The organism is Bifidobacterium sp. AGR2158 (assembly GCF_000424225.1).
GTDB classification, from domain to species: Bacteria; Actinomycetota; Actinomycetes; order Actinomycetales; family Bifidobacteriaceae; genus Bifidobacterium; species Bifidobacterium anseris.
Genome location: NZ_AUJM01000016.1, coordinates 157,053 through 169,042, shown reverse-complemented (window position 1 = coordinate 169,042; position 11,990 = coordinate 157,053). Strand labels below are relative to the sequence as shown.

General features: G+C 67.9%; 8 protein-coding genes. 7 read left to right on the top strand and 1 reads right to left on the bottom strand.

Going from position 1 to position 11,990, the window contains the following annotated elements:
* The 4 genes from hemW to G606_RS0107075 all read left to right on the top strand — a co-directional run bounded on the left by hemW (position 1) and on the right by G606_RS0107075 (position 8,283).
* A complete protein-coding gene (hemW, locus tag G606_RS0107090) occupies positions 1-1,203 on the top strand; it encodes a radical SAM family heme chaperone HemW (RefSeq protein ID WP_026645380.1) in 1,203 nt (400 codons plus the stop codon).
* Positions 1,204-1,462: 259 nt separating this feature from the next.
* On the top strand, positions 1,463-6,031 hold the full coding sequence (gene gltB / locus G606_RS0107085; RefSeq protein WP_026645379.1) for a glutamate synthase large subunit: 4,569 nt from the start codon (positions 1,463-1,465) through the stop codon (positions 6,029-6,031).
* A gap of 1 nt (position 6,032) precedes the next feature.
* Positions 6,033-7,568 (top strand): glutamate synthase subunit beta, encoded by a 1,536-nt coding sequence (locus G606_RS0107080; RefSeq protein WP_026645378.1) that lies wholly within the window; start codon positions 6,033-6,035, stop codon positions 7,566-7,568.
* 256 nt (positions 7,569-7,824) lie between these two features.
* Positions 7,825-8,283: a hypothetical protein gene (locus G606_RS0107075; RefSeq protein WP_026645377.1), complete on the top strand. Its 459-nt coding sequence runs from the start codon at positions 7,825-7,827 to the stop codon at positions 8,281-8,283.
* Between the two features lie 79 nt (positions 8,284-8,362).
* On the opposite strand, the gene G606_RS0107070 is transcribed toward G606_RS0107075, so the two are convergent.
* Positions 8,363-8,848, bottom strand: a complete 486-nt coding sequence (locus G606_RS0107070; protein WP_026645376.1) for a peroxiredoxin — start codon at positions 8,846-8,848, stop codon at positions 8,363-8,365.
* Between the two features lie 309 nt (positions 8,849-9,157).
* Here G606_RS0107070 and G606_RS0107065 point away from each other — a divergent pair, with 309 nt between their 5' ends.
* From G606_RS0107065 to G606_RS0107055, 3 genes are all read left to right on the top strand, one after another.
* A complete protein-coding gene (locus G606_RS0107065) occupies positions 9,158-10,027 on the top strand; it encodes an ABC transporter ATP-binding protein (protein ID WP_081664105.1) in 870 nt (289 codons plus the stop codon).
* A 178-nt stretch (positions 10,028-10,205) separates the two neighbouring features.
* The gene (locus G606_RS0107060; RefSeq protein WP_026645374.1) at positions 10,206-11,303 is read left to right on the top strand and encodes a tRNA (adenine-N1)-methyltransferase; all 1,098 of its coding nucleotides are present in this window, start codon (positions 10,206-10,208) and stop codon (positions 11,301-11,303) included.
* Positions 11,304-11,427: 124 nt separating this feature from the next.
* Positions 11,428-11,979 carry a SixA phosphatase family protein gene (locus G606_RS0107055; RefSeq protein ID WP_026645373.1) on the top strand — a complete coding sequence of 184 codons (552 nt, stop codon included), beginning with the start codon at positions 11,428-11,430 and terminating at the stop codon, positions 11,977-11,979.
* Positions 11,980-11,990 lie beyond the last annotated feature (11 nt).

Sequence of the window (11,990 nt, the reverse complement as noted above, 5' to 3'; positions counted from 1 at the left end):
ATGACCTACGAGATCTACGTGCATGTGCCGTTTTGTCTGCGTCGCTGCGGCTACTGCGATTTCAACACCTACACGGCACCCGACATGGGGCTGGGCGCCTCGCGCGGCGACTACGCGTCGACGGTGATCGCCGAGCTGCGCCTGCTGCGCCGCTGGCAGCTCGAGCACGGCATCGACGAGCCGGCCGCCTCGAGCGTCTTCTTCGGCGGTGGCACGCCGACCGTCCTGCCACCGCGCGACCTGATCGCCGTCCTCGACGCGATCGCCGGGCTGTGGGGGATCGAGGACGGCGCCGAGATCACGACCGAGGCGAACCCGGACACCGTCGGCGCCGCCGCGATCGGCGCGCTCGCCGCCGGCGGCTTCACGCGCATCTCCTTCGGCATGCAGTCGGCGGTGCCGCACGTGCTGCGCACACTCGACCGCACGCACACGCCGCGCAACGTCGTCGACGGCGTGCGCGCGGCGCGCGAGGCCGGGCTCGAGGCGAGCGTCGACCTCATCTACGGCGCGCCCGGCGAAAGCCTCGACGACTGGCGCATGAGCGTCGAGACCGCGCTCGCGCTCGGTGTCGACCACCTGTCCGCCTACGCGCTCACCGTCGAGCCGCGCACAAAGATGGGCCGGCGTATCGCCGCCGGCGAACTGCCCGCGCCGGACGATGACGACGAGGCCGCCAAATACGAGATCATCGACGACATGTGCACGGCCGCGGGCCTCGAATGGTACGAGATCTCCAACTGGGCCCGTCCCGGTCACGAGAGCCGCCACAACCTCGGCTATTGGAGGAACGTCGACTGGGCCGGCGTCGGCCCCGGCGCGCACAGCCACTACACGCTGGCCGCCGACAGCGTCGATGGCGACGGCGAGGACGCCGCGCGCTCGCTGCGCGCATGGGACGTGCTCCATCCGCTCGCATGGGCGCAGCGCATCCGCGCGGGCGAGCTGCCGTGGAGCGGCAGCGAGCGGATCGACGCCGCCGAGGACGTCGAGGAGCGCGTCATGCTCGGCATGCGCCTGCGCGAGGGGCTCGACCTGTCCGAAATCGAACGCATCAGCGGACGCGACGCCGCCGCCGTCGTCGACGAGCTGCTGCACGAAGGACTCGTGAGGGCCGCGGACGACGGGCGCATCGTGGCGACGCGGCGCGGACGCCTGCTCAACGACGCCGTCATCGAACGGCTCTTCGACGCGCTGCTGTAGCCACGCCGTCTCACTATGTGACTTTTTCCGCCGCGCCCGCCGCGCTCGTCATACTTCCGAAATATTGCGCCCAATAGAATGCAAAAGGCCGATTGCCCGGCCGTGCCGCCATGCCCCCGGCGCGCACGGTCCCGATGGATGGGCGCGCACGCTCCGCGATGCGGTCGCGCGCGACGTCCCGCCCGTGGTCGACGGTAATCTGGGCTGACAACTGTGCGATAGGGGATGGGCGTCCCCTGTGACTAGAGAGGTGATTGCGGTGACGTTTGGAACCCCGCTTGATTTGACGATCCGTCGTCCGGAAGGCATGTACGACCCCGGCAGCGAACATGACGCCTGCGGCGTCGGCATGGTCACCACCCTCAACGGCAGGCCCGAACGCAAGATCGTCGACGACGCCATCGAAGTGCTCGTCAACCTCAACCACCGCGGCGCCGTCGGCGCCGAGGAGAACACCGGCGACGGCGCCGGCATCCTCATGGCGATGCCCGACGAGTTCATGCGCGCGACGATCGACGCCGAACTGCCCGAGGCCGGACACTACGCGGCCGGCATCGCGTTCCTCGACCGCGACATCGCCACCTGCGGCCGTCAGGAGCAGGCGATCGCGAAGATCGCCGCCGAGGAGGGCCTCGAGGTCCTCGCCTGGCGCGTCGTGCCGACCGACCCCAACGGACTGGGACTGCAGGCGCTCGCGAGCATGCCGTCGTTCAAGACGCTCGTGCTCGCCGATCCGGAGCGCAAGCTCGCCGGCATCGAGCTCGACCGGCGCGTCTACCATGTGCGCAAGCGCGCCGAACATGAGGTCGGCATCTACTTCGCGTCACTGTCGGCGCGCACGCTCACCTACAAGGGCATGCTCACGACGATGCAGCTCAAGCCGTTCTTCCCGGACCTGTCCGACGAGCGCATGAAGACGACGATCGCGATCGTCCATTCGCGCTTCTCGACGAACACGTTCCCGTCGTGGCCGCTCGCGCAGCCCTTCCGCCTGATCGCCCACAACGGCGAGATCAACACGATCCAGGGCAACCGCAACTGGTTCTCGGCGCGTCAGGGACGCCTCAAGTCCCCGCTGCTGGGCGACATGGAGGATCTGCTGCCGATCCTGACCCCCGGATACTCGGATTCGGGCACCTTCGACGAGGTCCTCGAGCTGCTCAACCTCGCGGGCCGCTCGCTGCCGCACGCGATCCTGATGATGGTGCCGCCGGCGTGGGAGAAGAACAAGGAGCTCGACCCCGACGTGCGCGCCTTCTACGAGTACAACAATGCGCTCATCGAGCCGTGGGACGGTCCGGCCGACCTCGTGTTCACCGACGGCGTCCAGGTCGGCGCGCTGCTCGACCGCAACGGCTTCCGCCCCGGCCGCTGGCAGGTCACCGACGACGGCTACGTCGTGCTCGCCTCCGAGGCGGGCGTGCTGCCGCAGGTCGACGACGCGCGCATCGTGCGCAAAGGCCGCCTCGAACCGGGCAGGATGTTCCTCGTCGACACGGCCGCCGGCCGCATCGTCGAGGACGACGAGATCAAGCACGAGCTCGCCGCCCAGCATCCATACCGCGCATGGGTCGAGGGCAACACCGTGAACATGGCCCAGCTGCCGCAACGCGAGCACGTGAACTACTCCGACCAGTCGGTGCACCGCCGCCAGCGCGCCTTCGGCTACACGCAGGAGGAGCTCAAGATGGTGCTCAAGCCGATGGCGGACACCGGCAAGGAGCCGCTCGGCTCGATGGGCAACGACATCCCGCTGTCGGTGCTGTCGGGACGCAGCCGCATGCTTTTCGACTACTTCACGCAGAAGTTCGCCCAGGTCACGAACCCGCCGCTCGACTGGGAGCGCGAGAAGATCGTCACGTCGATCGAATCGGCGATCGGCCCGGAGCCGAACCTGCTCGAGGACTGCGCGACGCACGCGAAGAAGATCCTCATCGAGCAGCCCGTCATCGACTCCGACGAGATGGCGCAGCTCAAGAACGTCGACCGCGCCCGCCAGCTCGACGACTACTACAAGCCGGTCGTCATCAAGGGCCTGTACCAGGTCACCGGCGGCGGCGAGGCACTCAGGAACCGCCTCGACGAGATCTTCGACGAGGTCGACCAGGCGATCGAGGACGGCAGCAACTTCCTGATCCTGTCCGACCGCGACTCGAACCACATGATGGCCCCGATCCCGTCGCTGCTGCTCACCTCGGCCGTGCAGCACCATCTGCTGCGCCGCAAGACGCGCACGCAGATCTCGATGGTCGTCGAGGCCGGCGACGTGCGCGAGATCCACCATGTCGCGCTGCTCATCGCCTACGGCGCCGCCTGCGTCAACCCGTACCTCGCCTTCGAATCGGTCGAGGAGCTCGCGCGCACCGGCTTCCTCGAGGTCGACGCCGCCACGGCCGTGACGAACCTGAGGAACGCGCTGTCGACCGGCGTGCTCAAGATCATGAGCAAGATGGGCGTCTCGACGATCATGAGCTACCGCGGCGCCCAGCTGTTCGAGGCGGTCGGCCTCAACCAGGAGGTCATCGACGCCTACTTCACCGGCACCGTCTCGCGCGTCGGCGGCTGCGGCCTCGACGACCTCGCCGAGGAGGTGGCGATCCGCCACCGCGTCGCCTACCCGAATCAGTGGACGGCCACGCCGCACCGCACGCTGCGCACCGGCGGCGAATACAAGTGGCGCCGCACCGGCGAGGAGCACCTCAACGACCCCGAGGCCATCTTCCTGCTGCAGCAGTCGACGCAGCGCGGCGACTACGCGATGTTCAAACGCTACTCGGCGCACATCAACGACACGTCGAACCGCATCATGACGCTGCGCGGCCTGATGAAGTTCAACCATGCGCGCAAGCCGGTGCCGCTCGACGAGGTGGAACCGGCGAGCGAGATCGTCAAGCGCTTCTCGACCGGCGCGATGAGCTACGGCTCAATCTCGAAGGAGGCACATGAGACGCTCGCGATCGCGATGAACTCGATCGGCGCGCGTTCGAACTCCGGCGAGGGCGGCGAGGCGGTCGAACGCCTCAACGACCCGCTGCTGTGCAGCAAGATCAAGCAGATCGCCTCGGCGCGCTTCGGCGTGACGAGCGACTACCTCGTGCACGCCACCGATCTGCAGATCAAGCTCGCCCAGGGCGCCAAGCCGGGCGAGGGCGGACACCTGCCGGGCGCCAAGGTGCCGCCGTGGATCGCCAAGGTGCGCCACGCGACGCCGGGCGTCGAGCTCATCTCGCCGCCGCCGCACCACGACATCTACTCGATCGAGGATCTCAAGCAGCTGATCAACGACGCGAAGATGTCCAACCCGAAGGCGCGCATCCACGTCAAGCTCGTCTCCGAGTTCGGCGTCGGCACGATCGCGGCCGGCGTCGCCAAGTGCCACGCCGACGTCGTGCTCATCTCCGGCTACGACGGCGGCACCGGCGCGGCCCCGCTCAACGCGATCCGCCACGCCGGCACGCCGTGGGAGATCGGCCTGTCCGAAACGCAGCAGACGCTCGTGCTCAACGGCCTGCGCTCGCGCATCACCGTCCAGTGCGACGGCGAGCTCAAGACCGGACGCGACGTCGTCGTAGCCGCGCTGCTGGGCGCCGAGGAGTTCGGCTTCGCGACGACCGCGCTCATGGTCGAGGGCTGCGTCATGATGCGCGCCTGCCAGAAGAACACGTGCCCGCAGGGCATCGCGACCCAGGACCCGGAGCTGCGCGCACGCTACACCGGCAAGCCCGAGCACGTCATCAACTTCATGATGTTCATCGCCGAGGAGGTGCGCGAGCTACTCGCCGAGCTCGGCTTCCGCACGCTCGAGGAGGCCGTCGGCCACGTCGAGTGCCTCGATCAGGACGAGGCGATCAGGCGCTGGAAGTCCGAGGGCATCGACCTGGGCAACGTGCTCATGCAGCCCGGCCCGGTCCCCGGCACGATCCTGCACAAGACGATCGAGCAGAACCACGAGCTCGACAAGGCGCTCGACAACGAGCTCATCGCGCTGGCCGAGCCGGCGCTCGAGCGCGGCGAGCACGTGAGCATCCGCAAGGACATCCGCAACGTCAACCGCACGCTCGGCACGATGCTGGGCTACGAGATCACGCGCCGATACGGCGAGGAGGGTCTGCCGGACGACACGATCGAACTCGAGCTCGAAGGCACCGGCGGCCAGTCGATCGGCGCGTTCATCCCGCGCGGCGAGACGCTGCGCATCGTCGGCGAGGTCAACGACTACGCCGGCAAGGGCCTGTCGGGCGGCAGCATCGCGATCTCGGCACCGAAGGACGTCACCTACGACCCGCACGACAACGTCATCGCCGGCAACGTCCTGGGCTTCGGCGCGACCTCCGGCACGATGTTCGTCGCCGGCCGCGCGGGCGAACGCTTCGGCGTGCGCAACGGCGGCGCAAGCTTCGTCGTCGAAGGCGTCGGCGACCACGGCTGCGAGTACATGACCGGCGGCGAGGTCGTCATCCTCGGCCCCACCGGCCGCAACCTCGGCGCCGGCTTCTCCGGCGGCCATGTCTACGTCCTCGACCTGGACATGGACAAGGTCAACCCGGCCTCGGCGTCCGGCGCGCTGCTGTTCGAACCGCTCGACGACGAGACCGCCGCGCATGTGCACGACCTCGTCGCACGGCACGTCGAACGCACCGGCTCGCGCTTCGCGCAGGGCCTGCTCGACGACTGGGACCAGGCGCGCACACGCTTCACGCACATGGTGCCCAAGCAGTTCGTCGCGATGACCCGCGCAATGGAGCGGGCCAAGGCCGAGGACATCGATTTCAATGAGCCCGGCGTCTGGGAGCAGACGTACGAGCAGGTTATGGAAGGAGCGCGCTGACATGGCAGACCCACGTGGATTCCTCAAGGTCCGCACCCGCAGGGAGCTGGCCGAACGCCCCGTCGAGGAGCGCATCAAGGACTGGTTCGACGTGCACGCCGAGGACGGCCTGCAGGACTGGACGCGTGAACAGGCGGCCCGCTGCATGGACTGCGGCACGCCGTTCTGCATGTCCGGATGCCCGCTGGGCAACCTCATCCCCGAATGGAACGACCTCGTGCGTCAGGGCAAGTGGGAGGAGGCCTACAACCGCCTGTCGATGACGAACAACTTCCCGGAGGTCACCGGCCGCATCTGCCCGGCGCTGTGTGAATCGGCGTGCGTGCTCGGCATCCACCAGCCGCCGACGATGATCAAGAACGACGAGGTGACGATCATCGACCAGGCCTGGGAGCTCGAGTACGTCAAGCCTCTGCCGCCGGCGCGACTGAGCTCGCAGACTGTCGCCGTCGTCGGCTCGGGGCCGGCGGGCCTCGCCTGCGCGCAGCAGTTGACGCGCGCCGGCCACACCGTCGTCGTCTACGAACGCGACGACGAGGTCGGCGGCCTGATGCGCTACGGCATCCCGAACTTCAAGCTCGACAAGCGCATCCTCGACCGCCGCGTCGAGCAGATGAAGGCCGAGGGCACGCGCTTCCGCACGAACACCGAGATTGGCCGCGACATCACGTGGGACGACCTGCGTTCGCGTTACGACGCGGTTGTCGTCGCGATCGGCTCGACGGTGCCGCGCGACATGAACATCCCGGGTCGCGAGATGGACGGCATCCACTTCGCGATGGACTTCCTGCCGGACGCGACGCGCCGCGTCTACGGCAAGGAGCCGGTGCATGGCATCACGGCCAAGGACAAGCACGTCGTCATCATCGGCGGCGGAGACACCGGCTCTGACTGCCTGGGCACGTCGATCCGTCAGGGCGCGAAGGACGTCACGGTGCTGCAGATCATGCCGCAGGAGCCGTCGTCGCGTCCCGACAACCAGCCGTGGCCGACCTTCGCGCGTCTCTACCAGAAGACGTCGTCGATGGAGGAGGGCGGCGAGTACGTGTACAACACGGACTCGGTCGGCTTCGTCGGCGAGGAGGACGGCACGAAGATCACCTACGAGCATGCGGCACGCACTGAGGGCTTCGTCGCCGACGAGCAGGGCCACGTCACCGGACTGAAGGTCGTGACCGTCGCGCCGGGCGAGGACGGCCCGTTCACCCGCCAGCCGGGCACCGAACGCGTCATCCCGGCCGACCTCGTGCTCATCTCGGTCGGCTTCCTGCATCCGGACACGTCGACGCTGAGCGAGCAGCTGCCGTGTGACCTCGACGCGCGCGGCAACGTGGCGCGCGACGACGCCTTCCACACCTCGCAGGAGGGCGTGTTCTCGTGCGGCGACGCCGGACGCGGCCAGAGCCTCGTCGTCTGGGCGATCGCCGAGGGCCGTTCGTGCGCGGCCGCCGTCGACGCCTACCTCACCGGCGAGCCGACCGAACTGCCGGCGCCGATCGTCGCCTCGCAGCGTCCGATGTCGCTGCCGCGCGTCTGATCCATCGTCGATAACGCCGATAGGGCAGCGAACACCACGCATCGCAGGGGCCGGGCTTCCGTCGTATGAACGAGGGAAGCCCGGCCACTGCTTCCGTTTCATGCGCGTTGTGTGTACACCGTGCATGGGCGCGCGTGGGCGTCGTTGCGACGCTGGGCGCAACGACGCCCACCCGATGCCGTGGATTGCAGTACAGTAGAGGACGGTGCGCGCGCCGCCAACGGCGTGCGCGAAACGCTTGGCGAAAGGAGCAACCATGGCAAACCGTGCGGAGCGCCGCGCGCAGAAGAAGCGTGGCGTGCCGGAGCAGTACGACGCGACGAAGGGCCGCGCACGTTCGGGCATGATCGACGAGTACCAGCTGCAGGAGAAGTCCCGCCGTCTCAAGGAGGGCAAGACCGGCCCGTGGAAGCCGACGAGCAGCGAGCTCGAACATGCCGAGGAGGTCGCGATGGCCACCGACCCTAACGACTTCGATCCGCCGCAGGTCATCCGTGCGCCGCATTCGGTGCGCCAGTGGTTCCGCGTGGCCAGCTGGGTCGTCATCGTCGTCTCGGCGATCATGTTCTTCGTCGTCATGTGGCTGCCGCAGCATCCGCTGTGGTCGATCATCACCGTCTCCGCCTGTTTCGCCGCGGGCGTGCTGAGCCTGTTCTTCACGGCCGGCGATCCGAAGAACAACCCGAACCTCGACCAGAACGGCACCGCCGTCTGATCCCAGTGTCCCCCAAACGCCGGAAGGCGGGCGGACCGCGCGAGGCGGTCCGCCCGCCTTCCGGCGTTTGGGGGAGATGTTACTTGATCTTCTCGATCTGCTCGAGCAGCTCGTCGATCTGGCCGTTGACGTCCACGTCGTAGCCGGCGAAGACGATGCGGTCCTCACCGTCGAGCACGAAGGTCGAACGGATCGTCTCGTAGGTCTTCTCGCCGTCCTTGAAGTGCTCCTTCGCGGCGCCGTACAGCTTGTGCACGGTGTACTCGGGGTCGGACAGCAGCACGAAGCCCAGATCGTTGTGCTCGCGGAACTCCTGGAGCACCTTCACGTCGTCGGGGGAGACGCCGATGACGGTGTATCCCTCCTTCGCGAAGCGCTCGAGGTTGTCCTGGAAGTCCTTCGCCTCGCGCGTGCACACCGAGGATCCGGCCTTGGGGTAGAAGTACAGCACGACGTTCTGGTGCTTGAAGTCGGCGAGCGCGTAATGCTTGTACTCGTCGGATTCAAGTTCGAAGTTCGGTGCCACATCGCCTTTGGTCAGGCGTACCATGTTTGTTTCGCTCATGCCACCAACGGTAGTGCAAAACGGACGCGCGGGCGCGAAATACGCGTTGAGGGGAAGTTTGCGCCGTCGACGGAGAACCGGGCGCGCGCGACGGCGCACGGGTGGTATGCTGCCCGGCCTCGCGTTCCCGGATGCCGGAAACGCCGTGCGCCGGCCGCCTGTGATGCGCTAGCGTGGAGCAGGCAGGAGCGACGTCGCGCACGTCGCAGTCCCGTGGCATATCGAGCCACGTGCATGCTTCAGGGCATGCACAAGTCATGCACAGGGCACGCATATACATACAATCAGACACACGCAAGGGAGGCGGACATGGACACGCGGGGCGAGACGAGGCGGGACGGATCGGACGAAGGGCGCTACGGGGACGCGGCCGCCGTCGCGTTGCGCGGCGTCGGGTTCCGCCGTTCGGGGCGCACGATCCTCTCCGACGTCGACCTGACGGTCGGCCGCGGCGAGAAATGGGTGCTATTCGGCCCCAACGGCATCGGCAAGTCGACGCTCGTGCGGATGATGGCGACGCGCGCGCACCCCACGTGCGGCACCGTCGACATCCTCGGCCGCCGCCTCGGCAAGGTCGACGTGTTCTCCTACCGCCATCTGATCGGACTGAGCTCGGCGGAGCTGCTGCGCGCGCTGCCCGATCTCGAGGACCCACTCGACGCCGTCGTCACCGCGCTCAGGGCCGTCACCGGCCGTTGGCGCGACACCTACACGCCTGACGAGATCGCGCGGGCGCGCTCGCTGATGCGCGACTTCGGCATTGAATACCTCGTCGGCGGCTCGATGGCGAAGCTGTCCGAGGGCGAACGCACGCGCGTCATGGTCTGCCGTTCGCTGATGGCGCGCTCCGAACTGCTCATCCTCGACGAGCCGACGACCGGACTCGATCTGGGCGGCCGCGAGATCACGCTGCGCGCGCTCGGCGCGATCGGTCGTGACGACCCGCGCGCCGTCGTCCTCGTCACGCACCGGCTCGAGGAGATCCCTACGGGATTCGACCATGTGGCCGTCATGGGACGCATGGGCGGCACCGACGGGGATGGTCCGGCACCCGGCACAATCGTCTACGCCGGCCCCATCGCCGAGGGGCTGACTGATGAACGGCTCTCGGCCGTGTTCGGCCTCGATCTGGCGGTGCGCCGCGACGGGGGACGCTGGAGCGCGCGTCTGCGCGGATGATGAGCAAATGATGATGCGCGGCGGCATATCCTGAGGCGCCCCGCATGCGCCAAGATCGCTGCGCCACGTCCTCGTGTACGCTGTCCTCGTGTACGCTAAGGCATTGGAAACGTGCGGGACGGTGCGGCGGTCGAACATAGATCGCCGCGCCGATGAATATGAGTGAAGGAGTCGCCGTATGCGCCGTGGTCCCTTTGTGGCGGGGGAGAAGGTCCAGTTCACCGACAGGAAGTCGAACAAGATCACCGATCAGCTCGTCGCGGGAGGTTCGACGCAGACGGCGCACGGCCTGATCCTGCACGACGACGTCATCGGGCGCAGCGAGGGCGTCGTCGTGACGAGCGTGACCGCCAAACGCGAGGCGCAGGTCAACGCCGAGCATCCCGAACGCGACGCGAACAAGCCGTGGAAGGGCACGCGCGCGATCGGCGGCTGGCAGTACGCCGTCATGCGTCCGCGCCTCGCCGACTATGTGCTCTCGATGCCGCGCGGCGCGCAGATCATGTATCCGAAGGACACGGCGCAGGTCATCGAACTGGGCGACATCCGCCGCGGCCACCGTGTGCTCGAGTCGGGCGCCGGTTCGGGCGCGATGAGCCTGCATCTGCTCGAGGCGTGCGGTGCCGAGGGTGAACTGACGACGATCGAGCTGCGTCCCGAGTTCGCGCGCGTCGCACGGGCGAACGTCGACCTGTACTACGGGGAGCATCCGGACAACTGGACGCTGCTGACCGGCGACTTCGACTCGGTCGCCGCCACGCTGCCGGCCGGATGGTTCGACCGCGTCATGCTCGACATGCTCGACCCGTGGAACCGGCTCGAGCAGGCCGAGCGCGTCATCGCGCCCGGCGGCGTGCTCACCTGCTATGTGACGACGACGACGCAGATGGGCCGCCTCGCCGAGGCGCTGCGCCAGTCGGGACGCTGGAGCGAGCCGCAGATCCAGGAGACGCTCGAACGCAACTGGAAGGCGCAGGGCCTGGCCGTGCGCCCCGACCACCAGATGATCGGACACACCGGTTTCCTCGTCGTCTCGCGCGCGATGGCCGACGGCTTCGAGGCGCTGCGCCGCCGCGAGCGCGCCGCGAAGGACACGACGACCGACATTGATTCGCTCACTCCCGAGCAGCGCGAGGCGGCCTTCGAGGAGCTCGAGCTGCGCGACATCTCCGACCGCAAGCTGCGCAAGGTGCTGCGCGACCTCGACGCGCAGCTGCGCGTCATCGGCGAGACCGGCGACGCCGAACAGCGCGAAGGGCGCGAACAGCGCGAATAGCAAACGGAAGGCGCAGCAACGGCGGCGACGCCGAAGGCGAATGGCCGTGCGGCGCGCCGGGCGCGGGATATACTGCCAATAGACCCAAGCCCCCGCGGGGGCACCGATGGATGAAAGAGCGTGCATGAACGTCAGGAAGGCCGCGAAGAAGGCGAAGGACTACGAACACGTGCTGCTCGTCATGCGGCATGCGAAGACCGAACCGTCGAACGCGCAGGGCGACTTCGAGCGCGAACTGCTCGACAAGGGGCTCAAGCAGGCCAAGCGCATGGCCAAGGGCCTCAAGTCGATGGGCCTGACGCCCGACCAGATCGACTGCTCGAGCGCGGTGCGCGCCCGCCAGACCTGCGCGCGCATGCTCAAGGTGTTCGGCGACGGCCCGAAGGTCGACTATACGAAGTCGCTGTATGAGGACGGCATGCAGTCGGTATTCGACGCGCTCGCCTCGTGCAAGGACAAGCGGCGCACGCTGCTCGTCCTCGGCCATGAGCCGACCGTGTCGATGGCCTGCCAGTGGCTTGCCGGCCCCGGTTCCGACCCGGACGCCGCCGACCTGCTCACCTTGGGCATGTCTACGGCCTGCGTGGCCGTGTTCGGCTCCGATGAGCCGTTTCGCAAGTGGGGCACGCACGAGGCCGATCTGATCTGCGTGCTCGCGCCGAAGGATTTCGACTGACCGGGCTGCCG

Coding starts and splice junctions, on each gene's coding strand:
- hemW (WP_026645380.1), top strand. CDS start 1: ATGACCTACGAGATCTACGTGCATGTGCCGTTTTGTCTGCGTCGCTGC.
- G606_RS0107080 (WP_026645378.1), top strand. CDS start 6,033: ATGGCAGACCCACGTGGATTCCTCAAGGTCCGCACCCGCAGGGAGCTG.
- G606_RS0107075 (WP_026645377.1), top strand. CDS start 7,825: ATGGCAAACCGTGCGGAGCGCCGCGCGCAGAAGAAGCGTGGCGTGCCG.
- G606_RS0107070 (WP_026645376.1), bottom strand. CDS start 8,848: ATGAGCGAAACAAACATGGTACGCCTGACCAAAGGCGATGTGGCACCG.
- G606_RS0107065 (WP_081664105.1), top strand. CDS start 9,158: ATGGACACGCGGGGCGAGACGAGGCGGGACGGATCGGACGAAGGGCGC.
- G606_RS0107060 (WP_026645374.1), top strand. CDS start 10,206: ATGCGCCGTGGTCCCTTTGTGGCGGGGGAGAAGGTCCAGTTCACCGAC.
- G606_RS0107055 (WP_026645373.1), top strand. CDS start 11,428: ATGAACGTCAGGAAGGCCGCGAAGAAGGCGAAGGACTACGAACACGTG.